At 29.8% G+C, this 21,371-nt stretch carries 19 protein-coding genes; 10 read left to right on the top strand and 9 right to left on the bottom strand.

From position 1 onward, the window contains the following. Nucleotides 1-15 precede the first annotated feature (15 nt). From ACKVOV_RS01590 to tsaD, 9 genes are all read right to left on the bottom strand, one after another. Nucleotides 16-366 carry a hypothetical protein gene (locus tag ACKVOV_RS01590; RefSeq protein WP_409205025.1) on the bottom strand — a complete coding sequence of 117 codons (351 nt, stop codon included), beginning with the start codon at nucleotides 364-366 and terminating at the stop codon, nucleotides 16-18. Between the two features lie 204 nt (nucleotides 367-570). Next, nucleotides 571-1,140: a hypothetical protein gene (locus ACKVOV_RS01585; protein ID WP_409205024.1), complete on the bottom strand. Its 570-nt coding sequence runs from the start codon at nucleotides 1,138-1,140 to the stop codon at nucleotides 571-573. A gap of 5 nt (nucleotides 1,141-1,145) precedes the next feature. Beyond that, nucleotides 1,146-2,324 (bottom strand): THUMP-like domain-containing protein, encoded by a 1,179-nt coding sequence (locus ACKVOV_RS01580; RefSeq protein WP_409205023.1) that lies wholly within the window; start codon nucleotides 2,322-2,324, stop codon nucleotides 1,146-1,148. Further along, entirely contained in the window at nucleotides 2,324-3,412 is a 1,089-nt protein-coding gene (locus ACKVOV_RS01575; protein WP_409205022.1) for an AI-2E family transporter, read from the bottom strand. Before ACKVOV_RS01575 ends, ACKVOV_RS01580 begins: the two co-directional genes overlap by 1 nt. A 78-nt stretch (nucleotides 3,413-3,490) precedes the next feature. Further along, nucleotides 3,491-4,453: a zinc metalloprotease gene (locus ACKVOV_RS01570; protein ID WP_409205021.1), complete on the bottom strand. Its 963-nt coding sequence runs from the start codon at nucleotides 4,451-4,453 to the stop codon at nucleotides 3,491-3,493. 158 nt (nucleotides 4,454-4,611) lie between these two features. After that, nucleotides 4,612-5,250: a DUF4159 domain-containing protein gene (locus tag ACKVOV_RS01565; protein ID WP_409205020.1), complete on the bottom strand. Its 639-nt coding sequence runs from the start codon at nucleotides 5,248-5,250 to the stop codon at nucleotides 4,612-4,614. Beyond that, nucleotides 5,247-6,005: a hypothetical protein gene (locus ACKVOV_RS01560; RefSeq protein WP_409205019.1), complete on the bottom strand. Its 759-nt coding sequence runs from the start codon at nucleotides 6,003-6,005 to the stop codon at nucleotides 5,247-5,249. Before ACKVOV_RS01560 ends, ACKVOV_RS01565 begins: the two co-directional genes overlap by 4 nt. A 64-nt stretch (nucleotides 6,006-6,069) precedes the next feature. After that, entirely contained in the window at nucleotides 6,070-6,774 is a 705-nt protein-coding gene (locus tag ACKVOV_RS01555; protein ID WP_409205018.1) for a 16S rRNA (uracil(1498)-N(3))-methyltransferase, read from the bottom strand. 1 nt (nucleotide 6,775) lies between these two features. Beyond that, a complete protein-coding gene (tsaD, locus tag ACKVOV_RS01550; protein WP_409205017.1) occupies nucleotides 6,776-7,798 on the bottom strand; it encodes a tRNA (adenosine(37)-N6)-threonylcarbamoyltransferase complex transferase subunit TsaD in 1,023 nt (340 codons plus the stop codon). A 131-nt stretch (nucleotides 7,799-7,929) separates the two neighbouring features. Here tsaD and ACKVOV_RS01545 point away from each other — a divergent pair, with 131 nt between their 5' ends. The 10 genes from ACKVOV_RS01545 to lpxA all read left to right on the top strand — a co-directional run bounded on the left by ACKVOV_RS01545 (nucleotide 7,930) and on the right by lpxA (nucleotide 21,348). Then, nucleotides 7,930-12,453 carry a translocation/assembly module TamB domain-containing protein gene (locus tag ACKVOV_RS01545; protein ID WP_409205016.1) on the top strand — a complete coding sequence of 1,508 codons (4,524 nt, stop codon included), beginning with the start codon at nucleotides 7,930-7,932 and terminating at the stop codon, nucleotides 12,451-12,453. Between the two features lie 126 nt (nucleotides 12,454-12,579). Further along, on the top strand, nucleotides 12,580-13,566 hold the full coding sequence (pfkA, locus tag ACKVOV_RS01540; protein WP_409205015.1) for a 6-phosphofructokinase: 987 nt from the start codon (nucleotides 12,580-12,582) through the stop codon (nucleotides 13,564-13,566). Between the two features lie 51 nt (nucleotides 13,567-13,617). After that, complete coding sequence (gene gap / locus ACKVOV_RS01535) at nucleotides 13,618-14,622, top strand: type I glyceraldehyde-3-phosphate dehydrogenase (protein ID WP_409205014.1); 1,005 nt, start codon at nucleotides 13,618-13,620, stop codon at nucleotides 14,620-14,622. Nucleotides 14,623-14,852: 230 nt separating this feature from the next. Beyond that, a complete protein-coding gene (locus ACKVOV_RS01530) occupies nucleotides 14,853-15,704 on the top strand; it encodes a BadF/BadG/BcrA/BcrD ATPase family protein (RefSeq protein WP_409205013.1) in 852 nt (283 codons plus the stop codon). Nucleotides 15,705-15,707: 3 nt separating this feature from the next. After that, entirely contained in the window at nucleotides 15,708-16,076 is a 369-nt protein-coding gene (locus ACKVOV_RS01525) for a methylglyoxal synthase (protein ID WP_348075237.1), read from the top strand. Between the two features lie 74 nt (nucleotides 16,077-16,150). Further along, entirely contained in the window at nucleotides 16,151-16,768 is a 618-nt protein-coding gene (locus ACKVOV_RS01520) for a hypothetical protein (protein WP_409205012.1), read from the top strand. Nucleotides 16,769-16,881: 113 nt separating this feature from the next. After that, nucleotides 16,882-18,117 (top strand): HD domain-containing protein, encoded by a 1,236-nt coding sequence (locus ACKVOV_RS01515; protein ID WP_409205033.1) that lies wholly within the window; start codon nucleotides 16,882-16,884, stop codon nucleotides 18,115-18,117. A 33-nt stretch (nucleotides 18,118-18,150) separates the two neighbouring features. Next, on the top strand, nucleotides 18,151-19,170 hold the full coding sequence (gene lpxD, locus ACKVOV_RS01510) for a UDP-3-O-(3-hydroxymyristoyl)glucosamine N-acyltransferase (protein WP_409205011.1): 1,020 nt from the start codon (nucleotides 18,151-18,153) through the stop codon (nucleotides 19,168-19,170). Between the two features lie 2 nt (nucleotides 19,171-19,172). Next, a complete protein-coding gene (locus ACKVOV_RS01505; RefSeq protein WP_409205010.1) occupies nucleotides 19,173-20,561 on the top strand; it encodes a bifunctional UDP-3-O-[3-hydroxymyristoyl] N-acetylglucosamine deacetylase/3-hydroxyacyl-ACP dehydratase in 1,389 nt (462 codons plus the stop codon). Between the two features lie 4 nt (nucleotides 20,562-20,565). Continuing rightward, the gene (lpxA, locus tag ACKVOV_RS01500; protein ID WP_409205009.1) at nucleotides 20,566-21,348 is read left to right on the top strand and encodes an acyl-ACP--UDP-N-acetylglucosamine O-acyltransferase; all 783 of its coding nucleotides are present in this window, start codon (nucleotides 20,566-20,568) and stop codon (nucleotides 21,346-21,348) included. Nucleotides 21,349-21,371 lie beyond the last annotated feature (23 nt).

The raw sequence follows: 21,371 nt of genomic DNA, 5'->3' as shown, positions 1-21,371 counted from the left end.
TACAAATAATTATCTTTAAATTTTTTGTTCTTTTTCAATTGAATTGCCAATAAAAATAGATGCCGATATAATTAATATTGTGATTACTATTTTTAATATTTCTTCTTTTGAAATGATTTGAATAAAAACTGTAGATATTGCATTTATTACAAAGATTAAAATAATGATCTTTTCATAATTCACTAAAATTTTATTTAATTTCACTCTATTATATAGGAAAACTACTGAGCAAATCATAACTACAATATTCCATAAATAAATTTTTTCACTTAAAATATAACCTATATTTATGTATTTCTCTGTGATTAAATACACTTGTAATAGAAAAATAAAAATCCAATAAAAGTTAAAATATTTATTTTTCATTTTTTAAAATTAGGAGAAATAGTGAAAGACATAAAATAATAATCATAAGTATTAAATGAGATTTAATAGGAACGTTATGACTTGACGCTAAGACTAATAACCAAAAAAAACTAACCATAGTTATAGCTAAAATTATAATGAATTTAAATACTTTTTTCATTTACTACACTTTTGTTTAGCAAGTTATATTAAGTAAGTTTTAAGCTACTCAATACACGGAAAACTATCTATAAAGAAATTTTCAGGCTGAAAAAAACCAGATATTTTTTCGCCACGAAGCTCTTTTTGTAGGATATAATCTTTAGTTTCCGAAGCCAATTTTATTCGCATCATAGTAATTGGATGTTTTTTTAAATCTTCAAAATTATCTTTCATAAACAGAAAGTGAGCATTTAATAATCGATTGTTTAATTTCTCTTCCGCATTGTATATTAAATTATCACATTCGTTTTCATTAACATTTATTAAGGTGTAAATTTTCCCGTTAGATAACTGGAAATAAACTTTAGAATTTTTGTCTAAACATTTAGGTGTGATAAAATCGGTACTTTTTTGTATGATTTGCATGTTTAGAATTGGCGTTCCATTATCTGAAATTAACGATAAAAAAATAAGTTGTGCCGAATTACCAAAGACTTTTTCGTAAACCAAACAACTTTTGGTTTCCTTTAGTGTACCAATCGAGTCAGTAACATTTACACTGTATTCACAAGGTTTTTGCGCAAATAATAAAGATTGAAATAAGAAGAATAAAACAATTGCAGGAATTCTCATTGGGTTTAAATTTTAGCGCAAATTAAAACAATTTTGCGATTATTTGCATCGGTTGTAAAAAAAGTATAACTATTTCCGCCATCGCTTATTTTCCATTTTTTTCTAATGTTTTCAACGGTTTCTGGAAAGTTTCGTGTGGTGATATTTGCCTTGGTATTTTGTAGAAATTTTTTCATTTCATTTTTATTATATTCAAAACTAGTTTCAATTTTGAATAGTCGTCCAGGGAAATCTATTATTTCGTTAGATGTATATAAATGAGAATGTTGATGTAATTTTCTTAGTTTGTATTTGTTAGCGATTAACTCGAAAGCACCTGATTTTAGAATCGACGAATTGGGTTCGTAGATGTATTTTTTAGGCAATTTATAAATATTAGGTTCTATTTTTTCATTCAAAATAAATTCAAATATTTCTTCTTTTTCTTTATTAAAATTAATAGTTTTTATAGTAATTGCATTTTCGTAATTTTTTTCAATTTCCCATAATAATTCTTTTACTTCATTATTTACAGCAATAATATGGATGGTTTTTACATTTTTTAATTCACTCAAACCAGAAGTAATATCTAATATTGGTGCTGTTTTAATAAGTATTTTATGAGAAAATTTAAAATAATCTTCTAAAAGTTCGGGAACATTGGGCAAACAATCTTTTAGCATAAAAACTTTGCCTTTTGTATCACTTCTTCTCGACGGATCTATATAAATCCAATCGAAGTGTTGGTTTAGTTTTTTTAACGTTTTAAAACTATCACCGTCTAAACAAATGATGTTTGTCTGATTTAATATTTCAAAATTATGTTTAACAATTTCAGATAATGTGGCATTTAATTCACAATGATATACTTGATTTATTTTTTTTGAAAAATAATAATCATCTACACCAAAACCACCTGTCAAATCGATTAAACTTTCGCCAGAAACAAGACTAGATTTATATAAGGCTGTTTTTTCTGATGAGGTTTGCTCTACCGATATTTTGCTTGGATAAATGATGTTTTCATGAGAATACCAAGTTGGTAACTTTTCTTTTGCTTTACTTTTTGCCGAAATTTGTGTTAGTATTTCTACCCAAGGAACCTCAGGAAAAGGGTTTTTTTGCAATGCTAATTTTGAAATATTTGCATTAATATTTTGAGAGATAAACTCTTGTATATCAAAAGATAATAATGAGGAAGTCATTAGATATTTTTTGTAATGAGTTGCACAATTTTATTCTCAGGAAAAAATTCTTTAGCAATTACTTTTAGCATGGTATAAAAAGGAATTGCAATAATCATTCCTGTTATTCCAAAAAGAAATCCACTAATTAGGGTAACTAAAAATATTTCGAGTGGGTGAGAGTTTACACTTTTCGAAAAAATTAAGGGTTGTGAAATGTTATTATCTATTAATTGAACCACCCAAAAACCAATCATTACGTATAAAGTTGTAGGTAAAATATCATTTTGGAAATTACCACCTAGATTACTAATCATAGTTAATATTGCTGCTAAAACCGAACCTATTAATGGGCCAACATAAGGTACAATATTTAATAGAGCACATAAAAAAGCAATGACGAATGCATTTTCTACACTAAAAATAAGTAGAACAATTAAATATAAAATGAAAACAATAAATAATTGAATTAATAATCCTATGAAATAACGACTTAACATTTCGTTTATCTTAGTAAATGAATTTAGAATTTTTTCTTCATGATTGTCAGGTAAAATTATTTTCATACCATTTGTAAACATTATTTTGTCTTTCAAAAAGAAAAAAGTAATAAATAAAACAGAAGCTAATCCCATACCAAAACTACTTATTGTACCTAAAATAGAATTTAGAATTGTAGGTATAAAATTGAAATTTATTTTCGATGTTAAGTTCGAAACATTTAGTAAACTCCCAGTATTAATATGATGACTTGTTAGGTAAACTTTAAATTGATTAGCCAATTCTGTTGCACTGTTTTCAATTGCTTTAGTATCTAATAAAGATAAATTTTGACTTTGTGATAAGATAAGTGGTACAAACATCATAATTAATCCCACAAAAGTTAAAACCAATATAAACATTGTAAATACAACTGCTATTGTGTTAGAAAATTTTAATCTTCTTTTTAAAAACCCTACAAATGGACTTGTGATTAGAGTTAGTATTAGTGAAACTATCAAATAGATAATTACTGATTGAATTTGATATAAAAAGAATAATAGCATTACAATTCCAACAATAATTACTAATGCTTTTATAATTCCGTTTGCGATAATTTTTGATGTCATTTTATTTGAATTGAGAAACGAATATAATAAAAAAAACTCGCTACAAGAGCGAGTTTTAAGTTTATGTTTAGAAAGATATTACAATCTGAAAGAAGCTCTAGAACCTCCAACAGCAAATATTGCATCCATTCTTGATTTTTGACCTAATGAGAACATGTACATTCCTCTATCGTCAGTATAGTCCATATAGTTCATATACATTTCTAATGGAGCACCAGAACAAGTACTTCTGTGACCTGCAGCAGGAACACCAAAGTTAGCTGAATCATGAGTAGGTGTATCAGAAACTAAATCAGATCCACAAGTTGCATCTCCCCAAATGTGACGTAAGTTCATCCAGTGACCTATTTCGTGAGTTGCAGTTCTTCCTAAGTTATAAGGATATGCTGCAGAAGACGAACTAGTAACACCTGTGTATTTAGAATCGATAGCTACACCATCAGTTGCAGATGAACCTCCAGGAAATTGTGCATAACCTAAAATTCCTCCACCAATTGTACAAACCCAATAGTTTAATTTTGTAGTTGGAGATGTTGGTGCTAAACCACCAGTTGATGTTTTTTTCATCGCATCATTAGTTCCCCATGAAGTTTTTGTTGTAGATTTTCTAATTACTTGATCTAATACAAATGAAACTCCAACATTAGCTTTAACCGCATTAAATGGGTTAGAAGTTGAATAATCTGCGTTTAAAGCATTAAAATCTTTGTTTAATGCATCAATTTGTGATTGAAGTTGTGCTAAAGAAATATTTTCAGCAGTTGTTCTGTATAATACATTGAATACAACTGGAATTTGAATTTTTCCGTTTACAATTTTTCCTGTAGCCATTGCATTTTCTGTAAATCTTTCGATTTCTGCCATTCTAGATGCTAAAGCAGGATTCTCTCTTAATTGACGCTCTAATACTTCTTGAGAAGCACAACCTCTGTGGGCAGATGCGTTTATTGTAGCATCTTGTTGAACATCAGATACATTCTCGTCTTTTTGACAAGAAAACATAAAGAATACTACCGAAGCAGTTAATAACAATTTTTTCATAATTTGTTGGTTTGGTTGGTAATTTGTTAATTTTTAGTTTAATAATATGGCAATACTATAAAATAAATATCTAAAAGATGCGAATATGTATATATAATCGATAAAATACTTATATAGTCGATAAAATACTAAAATTGTCTTTTTATAAGATTATTTTACTAATTATTAAAGATGTAGTTCATGATATTGGCACCCATTTTTAATGCTTTTTCTCTAATTGCGGGAGGATCATTGTGAACTTCTGGATCTTCCCAACCATCACCTAAATCGCATTCGTAAGTGTAAAGTAACACTAATTTAGTGTCTATAAAAATGCCAAAAGCCTGAGGTCTTTTCCCGTCATGCTCATGTATTTTTGGTAATCCGTCAGGGAAAGGAAACGGTTTTTGGAAAATGGCATGGTTAGCTGGAATTTCGACTAAAGCTTCATTAGGGAAAAGTTTTGAAATTTCTTTTCGAATATATTGATCCATTCCATAATTGTCATCAATATGAAGGAAACCACCAGAACGCAAGTAATTTTGTAAGTTTTGAACTTCAGCTTCGTTAAAAACTACATTACCATGTCCTGTCATGTGAATAAACGGATACGAAAAAATATCTGCACTTCCTGGTGTAACAGTAATTGGTTTGGTTTTTATAGTGGTATTTATATTCTGATTGCAAAATTTTATCAAATTAGGTAATGATGTTGGATTTGCATACCAATCTCCTCCGCCACTATATTTTAGCAATGCGATTTCTTGGGAAAGTACAGGAGTTGTAACCAGAATTAAAAATAAAATTATTTTTTTCATTTTATTTGATGTAAAATATTATCAAAATCTTCTAGTATATATATCCTTTCGAATTTACTTTCAATTTCAATATTGATATTATTATTCATTTCAAACGAGCTTTTTCCATTACTTCCTATTACTAATAATAACCATTGCTTTTGAAGACCATTTTTTATGTAGTTTTCTATTTTACTCTCTTTTTTTGAGATTGCATTTAAAATTACTTCTTTGGTTATAGTTTTTTGTATCCAGGCACCAAAATTCACATTAATATTCTTCTTAGAGTGTTGCATTTTTATTAATTTACTAATTATAGGATTTTCTATAAAAGTATTATTAATTAAATATTCTAAAATAACTTTTTTAATGATTAATTCAATTTCTTTTTTTTGGTTTAATTTATATTCTAAATTTGGTTTAATGAAGCAATTCATTAAAAAATTAGGTAAGTTTTCATCAAGTTTTATTTCGGTTTCAACTTTCTGAAAAATATTTTCATAAAAACCTTCTTTTTCCTTCAATTTCGAATCAATTACTATTTGATGTTCAAGGCCAATTTTCTCATCATTAAAATTTAATATAAAATCAGGTTTTTCTGATAAACTATCTATTTGAATTTGTTTTTTAAAAAATAAAAGAAATTTTCCAACATGACAGATTTCCAAAATTTTTTGCTGATTTTTTTCTTTGTTAGTCATTAATTCTGAAACAAAAGGACTTATTAATTCATCTAGTAAGCTGTAATCTTCAGAGATTGATTTGTTATTTTTCATTAATGATTCTCATAAATACGTTTTTACTTACAACTATATCCTAGTTTATTGTTATATCTAAATATCACTCATTCACAAAAACCACACTATGACAAGCAACCACTGCGGCAGTTTCTGTTCGTAATCGGGTGTTTCCCAAAGATACAGGAATATAATGGTTGGTTAAGGCTAATTGGATTTCTTTTTCAGAAAAATCGCCTTCAGGACCAATAAGTATGGTGTATTTTTCTTTTGGTTTTATAGTGTTTTTCAATAGTTTTTTGTTAGTTTCTTCGCAATGTGCAATACACAAATTCCCGTTGTGTTGCTGGTTAATGAAATCCTTAAACGAAATAGGTTCATTTAACTTTGGCAGAAAAAATTGCAACGATTGTTTCATCGCCGATAGTATAATCTTATCGAAACGCTCATTTTTGATTATTTTTCTTTCGGAACGATCACATATAATAGGCGTAATTTCGTGAACTCCCATTTCGGTAGCTTTTTCTAAAAACCATTCGAAGCGATCATTCATTTTTGTTGGTGCCACTGCCAGATGAATATAAAAATCGGTCGGTTGTGATGTTTCGGTTGAAATGATTTTTACTGTACATTTTTTTTCGGAAGCTAAAATAATTTCGGTCGAAAATAAATCCCCTATACCGTTGGTTACATGTAAAGTGTCACCTTCAGTTTTTCTTAATACTTTAACAATGTGTTTGCTTTCTTCTTTATCAAAAGAAAATTCTTTTAAAGTAGTATTTATATCTGGATTGTAAAATAATTGCATGTTAAAAATCGATTCGTGCTTTGCTAACTACAGAAGCATCATTAAATTTATTTTCTAAAAAACGTTGGTAACCTACAATACCAATCATAGCTGCATTGTCAGTCGTATATTCAAATTTTGGAATAAAAGTTTTCCAACCGTATTTTTTTTCGGCTTCTTTCAATGTATTTCTAATTCCTGAATTTGCCGAAACGCCACCACCTATAGCAATTTGTTTTATTCCTGTTTGTTGTACGGCGAGTTTTAGTTTTTCCATCAAAATCTCGATAATAATATTTTGTATAGAAGCACAAATATCGTTCCTATTTTCATCGATAAAATTAGGATTCTCTTTTACATTATTCTGAATAAAATATAAAATTTGGGTTTTTAGTCCAGAAAAGCTAAAATCTAAATTTGGCATTTTTGGTTTGGTAAATTTATAAGCTTTCGGATTTCCCAATTGAGCATATTTGTCTACTAATGGGCCTCCAGGGTAAGGAAGACCTAATATTTTGGCACTTTTATCGAAAGCTTCTCCCACAGCATCATCGGTAGTTTCGCCTATGATTTCCATTTCAAAAAAGCCATTTACTTTTACAATCTGAGTATGTCCGCCAGAAATGGTCAAGGCTAGAAAAGGAAATTCGGGTTTATCGAAACCATCTTCATCAATAAAATGAGCTAAAATATGCGCATGCATGTGGTTTACTGCAATTAGCGGAATATTTAATGCCATTGCCATACTTTTTGCAAACGAACTGCCTACTAATAGAGAACCCATAAGTCCTGGTCCTTGGGTAAAGGCAATAGCTGACAATTGGTCTTTAGTAATATTTGCTTTTTTTAGAGCGACATCAATTACTGGAACAATATTTTGTTGGTGAGCTCTTGAAGCTAGTTCGGGAACTACACCGCCATATTGCTCATGGATAGATTGTTGCGCGACGATATTAGATAAAACTTTGTCATTTTGCATCACGGCTGCCGCAGTATCATCGCAAGAACTTTCGATAGCAAGAATAAAAATTGGTTTTTGATGCATAAAAGGCATAGATTTTGCGTTATATTTGATAAACCGATATAAAATATTTAATTTTACATCGAAGCCCAAAAATAAAGATTTTTTATCAAATCTAAAGGTTTAGGGTTGTTTACCTTTGCAAAAAACTATTGTTGGAAGAAAAGAAAAAAAATACAGTCCTAAAAAAAATCAGAAAATACATATTATTATTCCTTTTAGGATTAGTATTGTTATTGTTGGGACTTGGTATTGCACTTTCTTTACCATCGGTGCAAACCATGTTAGGTCAATATGCAACCGAAATTTTGAATAAAGATTATGGTACTGATATTACTGTTGAAGAAGCTAATTTTACAGTATTTGGTGGTGTTAAACTAAAAAAAGTTCTAATTAGAGATCATAAAAAAGACACGTTATTTTATATTAATAGACTAAAAACGAATATTCTTGATATTAAAAAATTGGTAGATGGTGATTTACATTTTGGCGATGTTGCTTTAGATGGACTATTTTTTAATTTAAAAAACTACAAAGGTGAAAAAGACAATAACTTAGATAAGTTTATTGCTCTTTTTGATGAAAAAACACCCACAAAATCAAAGAAAAAGTTTTTACTAACTGCTAATAAATTCGATTTAACCAATAGTACTTTTTCTTTTAACGATTATAATCTCGATAAACCATTGCTTTTTAGTGCAAAAAAGTTGAATGCCGTTACTACTAATTTTAAGATTCTTGGACCCGATGTGACTACTTCGATAAAAGAAATGTCATTTGTGGATAATCGTGGTCTTGTGATTAATAATCTTGTTTCAGAATTTACTTACACAAAAAAGCATATCCTTTTAGAAAAACTAAGCGTAAAAACACCAGAATCTGATCTGAAAGGAAATGTAGCTTTACGATATGATAGGAAGGATTTTTCAGACTTTAATAACAAAGTTATTTTTGATATTAAGATTAATAAAGCATCTGTTTCTTCTAATGATTTAAATCATTATTATGGAGAATTTGGTGAAAATCAGCGATTCAATTTAAGTGGAAAACTTTTAGGGACTCTAAATAATTTTTCTACAAAAAAGTTAAAATTAATAGATAACAACAAATCCGAAATAGTAGGAAATTTTACTTTTAAAAATCTTTTTTCTAAAAATAAAGGAGACTTTTATATGAAAGGAAATTTTTCTAAAGTATCATCAACTTATAATAATCTTAATGCCATCTTACCTAGAGTTTTGGGTGAAAATCTGCCTACAACTTTCAAGAAATTTGGTGTTTTTACACTTTCTGGAACTACCGAAGTTACTTTGAAAACCATAAAAGCAGATATTTTATTAGGAACAGCTTTAGGAAACGCAAAGTCAAATTTGAGCATGACAAGCATAGATAATATTGACAATGCTACCTATATTGGAAATGTAAAATTAGATAATTTTGATTTAGGAAAGCTTTTAAATAGGACTGATGTTGGTGTTGTAAACCTTGATTTAGATGTTGACGGAAAAGGTTTTACACAAAAATATTTAAACACAAAATTAGAGGGAACCGTAAATAGTGTTTATTATAATAAATACAATTACAAAAATCTGGTTGTTGATGGAACCATGATAAAATCAATATTCAAAGGAAGCATAAATGTTAATGATCCAAATTTACAAATGGATTTTGATGGAATTCTTAACCTAAACAACAAAGAAAATAAATATGATTTTCATGCAAATGTAGAATATGCTAATCTTGAAAAATTAAAATTATATACTGCCGATTCGATTTCAGTTTTTAGAGGTGATGTCACGATGAAATTGCAAGGAAACTCGATAGATAATTTATATGGATCCATTTTTATAAATCAAACATCATACGAAAATAATAAAGACACTTATTTTTTTGATGATTTTGTTGTAAAATCTTATTTTGATGAGAATCGAGTAAGAACAATTACTATAAACTCGCCTGATATTATTGAAGGAAAAGTGGTTGGAAAATTTCAATTTAATCAGCTTGAAAAACTGATAGAAAATTCTCTAGGAAGTTTATATGCTAATTATTCGCCAAATAAAGTAAATAAAGGTCAATTTTTGAAATTTGACTTTAATGTATATAGTAAACTAATTGAAATCTTTTTTCCAGAAGTTTCACTAGGAGAAAATACATTTATGAAAGGAATGATAAATTCTGATAATGATGAGTTTAAGTTTAATTTTAAATCGCCAACAATTACAGCTTACAATAATTATTTTGATAATATAAATATAGATATTGACAACAAAAATCCATTATACAACGCTTATATACAAATGGATAGTATTAAAACAAAACGTTATAAAGTATCAGATTTTAGTCTGATAAATGTAACAGCAAATGATACTTTATTTTTTAGAACAGAATTTAAAGGAGGAAAAAAAGCAGAAGATTTTTATAATTTAAACTTATATCACACCATTAATAAAGATAATAATAGTGTGGTTGGAATTAAAAAATCTGAAGTAAACTTCAAAGATTATTTATGGTTTATAAATGAAAATGAATCTAAAGACAACAAAATTATTTTTAATAAAAAACTAACTGATTTTTCTGTTGAAAAGATATCAATGTCTCACGAAAATCAAGTAATGGAATTAATGGGAGTCTTGAGAGATTCAACCTATAAGGATATAGAACTTTCGCTAAAAGATATTGAACTTGATAAAATAACACCATCAATAGATAGTTTAAAACTTAAAGGCAAAGTAAATGGTTTAGTTAATTTTAAGCAAAACAAAGCAATTTATGAACCAACAGCATCAATAACTGTTGATAGTTTAAATATTAATGATTTAAAATTAGGAAAATTAGTTGTCGATGTAAAAGGTGATGATACTTTCAAAAATTTTAAAATTAACTCTGTTTTAAAAAATGACGGATTAGAATCTTTTTCTGCCGATGGTAATGTGTTTGTCGAAAATAAAAACACATTAGTCGATTTAAATCTTCGACTCAATAATTTTAACATGGGCGTCTTTAGTGCTTTAGGCGGTAATGTAATTACAAATATTCGAGGGTTAGCATCAGGAACAGCAAGTTTTGAAGGAGAATTAGAAAATCCAGATATTACAGGTAGGTTATATCTTAATAAAGCAGGATTAAAAGTACCCTATCTAAATGTAGATTATAATTTCGAAAATAATTCGATTGTAGATGTAACAGAAAACCAATTTTCTTTTAGAAACATAAGAATTAATGATTCTAAATATGGTACAAAAGGAATTTTGACAGGAGGAATTCGCCATCATAATTTTGGAGATTGGTTTTTAGATTTAAATCTTTCTTCAAATAGAATTGTAGCTTTAGATACTAAAGACTCTGAAGATGCCTTGTATTACGGAACTGCTTATATAGATGGAGAAGCAACTATAAAAGGGCCAACAAACGGATTGGTAATTAATGTAAATGCAAAATCTGAAAAAGGAACTTCTTTAAAAATTCCTATTACAGATTCTGAAACTTCCTCCGAAAATGATTATATAAAATTTAGATCGGCAAAAGATGATCTCGCGGATAAAACAAAAAGTAGAAAACGAAAAACTTATAACGGAGTCGAACTTAATTTTGAACTTGATATCACTAAAGATGCTGAAATAGAAGTTATTATAGATAAAAATTCAGGACATTCACTAAAAGGAAGAGGAGCGGGAAGTTTACTGATGGAAATTAACACCCTAGGTAAATTTAATATGTGGGGAGATTTTCAGGTGTATTCTGGAATCTATAATTTTAAATATGGTGGAATTATAGACAAAAAATTCGATATAAAAAAAGGAGGTTCAATCTCATGGGATGGAAACCCTCTGAATGCTACATTAGACATGGAGGCAGTTTATACAACAGAAGCAAACCCAGGAATATTACTAGAAAATTCATCATTTAATAAAAAGATTCCTACTGAAGTGATTATAAAACTAACAGATAAGTTAACGAGTCCAACTCCTGATATATCTATTAATTTTCCAACACTTAGTTCAGTATTAAAATCTGAAATAGAATATAAACTAAGTGATAGCGACAAAAGACAAACGCAAGCAATGGCATTATTATCATCCGGTAGTTTTTTAAGTGATAAAGGTGTAGGGGAAAATATAATAACAGGTAATCTTTTAGAAAAAGCAGGTAGTTTATTTCAGGATATTTTTTCTAATGAAGATGATAAATTAAAAGTAGGACTAAATTATGTGCAAGGGGACAAACGAAATCTAGATTCTCAAACTGATGGTCGTTTTGGATTAACTCTTTCTACACAGATAAGTAATAAAATCACTATAAATGGAAAACTTGGTGTGCCTGTAGGTGGCGTTTCTGAATCGGCAATAGTTGGAGATGTAGAAATCGAGTTGCGCCTTAATGAGGATGGTTCACTAAAAGCCAGAGTTTTTAATCGTGAAAATGATACTAAATATATAGGAGAAGGAATAGGTTATACACAAGGACTTGGGATTACTTACGATGTCGATTTTAATACTTTCAAAGAACTTATTTCAAAAATTTTGTCAAAAAAAGATAAGAAAGAAAAAGATTCTAAAAAGGAGGATGTTCCAGATTCAGATTTAACACCAGAGTTTATTCAATTTACGGAACAACGTCAAAAAAAGGCAGCCGAAAAACCTAAAACTACTCCAGAAACAGTTCCGGATTTAAACTAAAGTTATTCAATTTCAAAAAACTTATTAACGAAAACGTTTGAGATTTTAATAAATTATTAAATTTTATTAAAATATTCACTTGTCTAGTTATTACTTTACTAATTTTACAATTCAATTATTGCATTAATGTCAAAAACAATTAAAAAAATAGGGGTTTTAACTTCTGGTGGAGATGCTCCTGGAATGAATGCGGCAATCCGTTCGGTAGTTCGTACTTGTGCTTATCATAACATAGAATGTATAGGAATATATCGTGGTTATCAGGGAATGATAGAAGGCGATTTTAAAGAATTAGGACCACGTTCAGTAAATAATATCGTTAATAAAGGAGGAACAATCCTAAAATCAGCACGTTCAAAAGAGTTTATGACTGTTGAAGGACGTCAAAAAGCACACCAACATTTACTAAATTCTGAAGTAGATGCACTTGTTGTTATTGGTGGAGATGGAACTTTTACAGGAGCCGAAATTTTTAATAATGAATTTAATTTTCCAGTAATGGGGATTCCTGGAACTATCGATAATGATATTTTTGGTACGAGTCATACATTAGGTTACGATACAGCATTAAACACAGTTGTAGAAGTTATAGATAAAATTAGAGATACCGCAAGTTCCCACAACCGATTGTTTTTTGTAGAGGTTATGGGACGTGATGCAGGACATATAGCACTAAATGCAGGAATTGGAGCAGGAGCAGAGGAAATTCTTATTCCAGAAGAAGATTTAGGACTAGATAGGTTATTAGAATCACTTCAAAAAAGTAAAGCATCAGGTAAATCATCAAGTATTGTTGTAGTTGCCGAAGGTGATAAAATGGGGAAAAATGTATTTGAACTCAAAGATTATGTCGAAGAACATATGCCAGAATATGATGTTCGTGTTTCGGTTCTAGGTCACATGCAAAGAGGAGGCGCGCCATCTTGTTTCGATAGAGTTCTTGCTTCAAGATTAGGTGTAAAAGCTGTAGAATCATTACTTGAAGGTAAATCAAATTTTATGGTAGGAATGTTAAGCGATAAAGTATCATTAACACCATTAGAAAAAGCTATCAAAGGAAAATCTGAAATTGATAAAGAATTATTAAGAGTTTCAGATATCATGTCGACTTAATTAAAATTATAATATTTAAAAAGTTAATTAAAATATCAATAAAAAATAAAAATGTCAAAAGTAAAATTAGGAATAAACGGTTTTGGAAGAATAGGAAGAATAGTTTTTAGAGAAACCTATAATAGAGATAATGTAGAAGTAGTAGCTATAAACGATTTATTAGATGTAGATCATTTAGCATATTTATTAAAATACGATTCAGTTCATGGTCGTTTTGCAGGAAAAGTAGAAGTAAAAGAAGGAAAACTTTTTGTAAACGATAAACACATAAGAGTAACTGCCGAAAAAGACCCAAAAACATTAAAATGGGACGAAGTAGGAGCAGAGGTAGTTGCAGAATGTACAGGGATTTTTACTACTTTAGAAACTGCTCAAGCTCACATTGATGGAGGCGCAAAAAAAGTAGTTATTTCGTCACCATCAGCAAATGCGCCCATGTTTGTAATGGGAGTAAATCATGATAAAGCAACATCAGCGAATACCATTGTATCAAATGCGTCATGTACAACAAATTGCTTAGCACCATTAGCAAAAGTTATTAATGATAATTTCGGAATTGTAGAAGGCTTAATGACCACAATACACGCAACAACAGCCACTCAACTTACTGTCGATGGACCATCACGTAAAGATTTCCGTGGCGGAAGATCAGCACTATTAAACGTGATTCCATCTTCAACAGGAGCTGCAAAAGCAGTAGGAAAAGTAATCCCAGAACTTGACGGAAAACTAACAGGAATGTCAATGCGTGTACCCACTGCCGATGTCTCTGTAGTAGATTTAACCGTAAAATTAGCTAAAGAAACTACTTACGAAGAAATTATGAAAGTATTAAAAAATGCTTCAGAAACTTCTATGAAAGGAATACTTGGTTACACTGAAGATGATGTTGTTTCTCAGGACTTTGTGTCTGATTCACGCACATCAATCGTAGATGCAAAAGCAGGAATTGGATTAAATTCTACTTTTTTCAAAATTGTGTCTTGGTATGATAATGAGTACGGATATTCAAGTAAATTAATAGATTTATCAGTACATATTGCTAGTTTAAAATAAAAAATCATATATTTAATTCCCATTAATATCAATATTAATGGGAATTTTTTTTTGAAGCTATTTCCCGCTATCCGCTTTTATCTTTTTGTTTTTAAAGAAAAAACAAAAAGGATAACCGCTTCTATCGGGGCTAGAAACAAACTAATCGAAACTATTTTGCATTTTAGTAAATCTAAAATCTAACCCGAGCGTCAGCGAACTGGCGTAGCAAATTAAAATCTAAAAAATAAATGAAACTACTCGTAGATAGCGGCTCTACAAAAGCCGATTGGATTGCCATAGATGAAGCTGGAAAAGTACTTTTTACCACACAATCATTAGGATTAAATCCAGAAGTTTTAACAAAAGAAGAAATAATAAATCGTCTTGAAGATAGATTCGATATAGCACATAATAAAAACCAAGTATCTAACTTATTTTTTTATGGAGCAGGTTGCGGAACCGATAGAATGAAAAATTTTTTAACAGAAGTGTTTCAAAATTATTTTCCAAATGCAAAAGTAACGGTTCACGAAGACACTTATGCCGCAGTTTACGCCACAACACCCAAAAACGAAAAAGCCATTGTTTGTATACTAGGAACGGGCTCGAATTGTAGTTATTTTGACGGAAATGTGCTGCATCAAAAAGTACAATCATTAGGCTATATCGCTATGGATGATTGTTCAGGAAATCGCTTCGGAAGACATTTACTTAGAGGTTATTATTTTAATAAAATGCCAGCGGATTTGGCAAAAGAGTTTGAGACCACTTACAATGTAGAACCAGATCCAGTAAAGAATAATTTATACAAAGAACCCAATCCAAACGCATATTTAGCAACGTTTGCTAAGTTTTTAATAAAACATAAAGACACCCAATTTTGTCAAAACTTCATTAACGAAGAAATGGAATCTTTTGTAGAAAACTATATCAAGCAGTTTGATAATTACAAAGAAGTTCCAGTACATTTTATAGGTTCGATTGCTTTTTATTTAAAAGATGAGTTAGAGAAAATTTTAAATAAACACGAAATAAAGTTAGGAAATGTATTGCGCCGACCAATAGATGGTTTAATCGAATACCATGTTTTAAACAAATAATAAATGGAAATTGCTATAATTGCTCACGACCGGATGAAAGCTGATTTAGTTCAGTTTCTAAATAAAAATGCATCAATTCTTCATGCAAAAAATATTTCCTTAATTGCAACAGGAACAACAGGGACTAAAGCAGAAAATGCTGGTTTTCAAGTTACAAAAATGCTCTCTGGGCCTATGGGAGGGGATGCTCAAATTGCAGCCCGTGTTGCTGAAGGAAAAACACAGATGGTTTTGTTTTTTAAAGATCCAAACTCAAGTCACCCGCACGAAGTAGATATAAATATGCTTATTCGTGTTTGCGATGTTCATAATGTTCCTTTAGCTACAAACGAAGCCACCGCACAATTATTGTTAAATGCTATCTCTAAGTAAAATTTATAACATTTTTTTAATTTTGATGGTTCAAATAAATTTGTATATTGCTGTACCAAAAACACACCCAAATTATGAAAAAAATAGCCTTATTTACTTTACTTCTATGTTTCGGAAATATATACAGTCAAAAGAAAAAGAAACCTGAAGCAGTTATTCCTAATGTTGTAATTGCAAAAAGTGGAAATGCTTCGGCGGAAATGAGTAAAAATAACTTTTATTTTTTTATTTCAAATGGTGCAAAAAAGGACACCTTATTACTAAAAAAGTATGATGTAAAAGCAATGCCTACTTTATGTAGTATAAAAAGTTATACAACTAAAGGAACTCCAATGTATTATGTAACTTGGACGGAAAGTAGTATTGTAGAAACCAAACTAAAAAAAGAAGAAACTACTACTGTAGAATCTCAAATATGGAATCCTGCAACTAAAACATTGTTAATAGGAAATACACAAACTGCTGCAAAAATTAAGGAAATTGTTTTTTTAGACAAACTCAAAACAGCTTCTGAAACACAAGAAAGAACAAGAAAATCTGGATATGAATTTGTATTTTTAGGAGAAGATTTTTCGTTAAGAGATAAATCTTCAGATACAAAATATACTTATAATGTAACCTCGATGAGGTATGAAGTTGCAAAACCTACTAGTCCAGCAGGTACTAAACCAACGAAAAAGAAAAGAAAATAACATTTATAGAATATTAAAAATCCCTTTTTGAACATTTTCAAAAAGGGATTTTTAATTTCTACAAATTATGAAATCGTATCTTATCTTTTCTATATTTGTATAAATTGAAAAAAGTGGACAACACAAATAAGTTAAAAATATTCAACGATCCAATTTACGGATTTATAACTATTCCCAATCCGTTAATTTATGATTTAATTCAGCATCCATATTTTCAGAGACTGCGAAGAATTTCTCAGATGGGATTATCATACCTAGTTTATCCAGGAGCCAATCATACAAGATTTCATCATGCTTTAGGTTGTTTGCATATTATGCAGAAAGCTATTCAAGTACTTAGATTTAAAAATACGATAATTTCTCCCGAAGAAGAAAATGCTTTGTACATAGCAATTTTATTACACGATATTGGTCATGGTCCTTTTTCCCACGCCATGGAACATAGTATTGTAGAAGATGTGCATCACGAAGAAATTTCTTTATTATTTATGAATAAATTGAATGTCGAATTCGGCGGACAATTAAGTTTAGCTATTCAGATTTTTAAAGGAGAATATCATCGAAAATTTATGCTGCAACTTATTTCTAGCCAATTAGATATGGATAGAATGGATTACCTGAAACGTGATAGTTTTTATTCAGGTGTCGAAGAAGGGAAGATAAATTCAGATCGATTAATTCAGATGATGAATGTTGTTGATGATGTCTTGGTTATAGAAGAAAAAGGAATTTATTCGGTCGAAAAATTTCTAATGGCACGACGACTAATGTATTGGCAAGTATATTTACATAAAACAAGTTTAGTTGCCGAATTAACTCTAACAAATATATTAAAAAGAGCCAAAGAATTATATCAAAAAGGAATCCCAATTACATGCAGTGAAAACCTATTTTACTTTATTCAAAATAAAATAAGTTTAGCAGATTTTAATGATGATATTCTTGATAAATTTGCTCAATTAGATGATACTGATATTGTTGGAGCGATAAAACAATGGCAATCACATCAGGATTTTACATTAAGTTCATTAAGTAAAATGATCATTAACAGAGATTTGTTAAAAATTAAAATGAATGAGGATAAATTCTCAAAAGAACAAGTTCAAGACTTAACTGAACAGTTTTCGAAAGAAAATAATATAGGAATACATGAAGCAAAATATTTTGTTTTTAAAGGGAAAATAAGAAATCAAGCCTATAGTAAATCGGCTGAGCCTATAAGAATACTCAAAAAAGATGGAGTTATAGAAGATGTGGCATTAATCTCAGATCAGTTAAATCTAAGAGCATTATCTAAACAGGTAACTAAATATTTTATATGTTTTCCAAAACAACTCAATAAAATATAATGTTTCTTTTTAAATTTTTATATTTTTGTCACGATGAAATTTACAGCCGAACAGATAGCCGGAATATTAGAAGGAGAAATTGTTGGGAATCCAGCAGCAGAAGTTTCTAAATTATCTAAGATAGAAGAAGGTACCGAAGGTTCCTTAACTTTTTTAGCAAATCCTAAATATGCAAACTTTATATACGAAACAAAAGCAACAATAACTATTGTAAACAATACGTTTGTTCCTGAAAATCCAATAACAACCACATTAATAAAAGTGGAGGATGCATATAAATCTTTTGCAAAATTATTAGAGTTTTATAATCAAGTAAAAAATAATAAAGTAGGTATCGAAATTCCTTGTGTGCTGCCTGAATCGACAAAACACGGAATTAATTTCTATTTAGGAAGTTTTAGTTACATTGGCGAAAATGTAATTATTGGCGAAAATGTAAAAATTTACCCTAATAGTTTCATAGGTGACAATGTGAAAATTGGAGATAATACAATTATTTTTGCAGGAGCTAAAATATATTCAGAAACCGAAATAGGTAGTAATTGTACAATTCATTCTGGAACAACAATAGGTGCTGATGGTTTTGGTTTTGTGCCAAACGAAGAAGGAGTTTATAGTAAAGTTCCTCAAATTGGAAATGTAATTATCGAAGATAATGTAGATATTGGAGCTTGTACCACAATAGATAGAGCAACTCTAGGTTCTACAATCATTAGAAAAGGGGTAAAGCTAGATAACCAAATTCAAATAGCTCACAATGTAGAAATTGGTGAGAATACTGTAATTGCAGCGCAAACAGGTATTGCAGGATCTACAAAAATTGGGAAAAGCTGTATGATAGGAGGTCAAGTGGGAATAGCAGGACATTTAACCATTGGTAATAATGTAAGAATACAAGCACAATCTGGAGTTGGTAAAAATATTAAAGACAATGAAACCTTACAAGGAAGCCCGTCATTTGGGTATTCAGAATATAGTAAATCATATGTGCATTTTAAAAACCTTCCGAAAATTGTAGGTGAATTAGAAGAATTAAAAAAAATAATAAAATAATTATGGTCAAACAAAAAACCATCAATAACGAAATTTCTCTTACAGGAGTTGGACTTCATACTGGTAATGAAGTAAAAATAACTTTTAAACCAGCACCAATAAATAGTGGGTTTACTTTTGTTAGAGTAGATTTAGAAGGTTCGCCTATAATTGAAGCTGATGCAAATTATGTTGTAAACACGCAACGTGGTACAAATTTAGAAAAATTAGGAGTAAAAATTCAAACACCAGAGCATGTTCTAGCCGCATTAGTAGGTTGCGATTTAGATAATGTTATTATCGAATTAAATGCTTCAGAACTTCCAATCATGGATGGTTCTTCTAAATATTTTGTAGAAGCTATCGAAAAAGCAGGAATTGCAGAACAAAATGCTGAAAGAAATGTTTATGTTGTAAAAGAAGTTATTTCTTATATAGATGAAGCAACAGGAAGCGAAATAATTGTTATGCCAGCTGAGGAGTACTGTGTAACTGCTATGGTAGATTTTGGTACAAAAGTATTAGGTACTCAAAATGCAAGCATGAAAAGTATTAGCCAGTTTAAAACTGAAATTGCCGATTGCCGAACTTTTAGTTTCTTACACGAATTAGAAACATTATTAGAAAACGGATTAATAAAAGGAGGAGATTTAAATAATGCTATTGTTTATGTAGATAAAGAAATTTCTGCCGAAACGATGGATAGATTAAAAATAGCTTTTGGAAAAGATAAAATTTCTGTTACACCAAATGGAGTTTTAGATAATCTAACTTTACATTATCCTAACGAAGCAGCTCGCCACAAATTACTTGATGTGATGGGAGATCTGTCACTAATAGGGACAAGAATAAAAGGGAAAGTAATTGCTAATAAACCAGGACATTTTGTAAACACTCAATTTGCAAAAAAAATGTCTAAAATTATTAAAGCTGAACAACGCAATTATGTTCCGGTTTATGATTTAAACAAAGAACCTCTGATGGATATTCATAAAATTATGAGTATTTTACCACACCGTCCACCATTTTTATTTGTAGATAGAATTATCGAAATGACAGATAGCTACGTTGTAGGTTTAAAAAATGTAACAATGAACGAAACGTTTTTTGTTGGTCATTTTCCAGGAGCTCCAGTGATGCCAGGTGTAATTATTGTTGAGGCAATGGCGCAAACAGGCGGAATTTTAATTTTAAGTTCTGTTCCAGATCCAGAAAATTACCTTACTTATTTTATGAAAATAGATAACGTAAAGTTCAAGCAAAAAGTACTACCAGGAGATACATTAATATTCAAATGTGATTTGATAACACCAATACGAAGAGGAATTTGTCACATGCAAGCCCATGCTTATGCAAACGGAAAATTAGTTGCCGAAGCAGAATTAATGGCGCAAATTGCTAAAAAACAATAAGAATATGAATCAACCATTAGCATATGTACATCCAGGCGCAAAAATTGCCAAAAATGTAGTTATAGAACCATTTACAACCATACATAATAATGTAGTTATTGGCGACGGAACTTGGATAGGTTCTAACGTAACTATTATGGAAGGAGCACGAATAGGTAAAAATTGTAATATTTTTCCTGGTGCAGTAATTTCTGCAATACCACAAGATTTGAAATTTGGAGGAGAAGATTCACTTACCGTAATTGGAGATAATGTTACAATTAGAGAATGTGTTACTGTAAATAGAGGTACAATTGCTTCAGGGCAAACAACTATTGGTGACAATTGTCTAATTATGGCAACGGCACATATTGCACATGATTGTCATATAGGAAAAAATGCTATTGTGGTAAATGGTGTAGCACTTGCTGGTCACGTTACAGTTGGTGATTTTGCAATCATTGGTGGCTTAGCAGCCATTCATCAATTTATATCTATTGGAGATCATGCTATGGTTTCAGGAGGATCTCTAGTAAGAAAAGATGTTCCGCCTTATACAAAAGCAGCAAAAGAACCTTTATCTTATGTAGGTATAAATTCTGTAGGGCTAAGAAGAAGAGGATTTACTACCGAAAAAATCAGTGAAATTCAAAGTATATACAGAACCCTATATCAAAAAAATTACAATACTTCTCAAGCCTTAGCAATTATTGAAGCAGAAATGGAAGCTACTCCAGAAAGAGATGAAATTTTAGGTTTTATAAGAAATTCCTCTAGAGGTATTATGAAAGGATATACGGGAGTATAGATCTTCTCATTTAATCGTTAATT

Source organism: Flavobacterium sp., assembly GCF_046153165.1.
In the GTDB taxonomy this organism is placed as follows: Bacteria; Bacteroidota; Bacteroidia; order Flavobacteriales; family Flavobacteriaceae; genus Flavobacterium.
The sequence above is the reverse complement of the archived record's forward strand: the minus strand, read 5'-3'. Positions and strand labels throughout refer to the sequence as shown.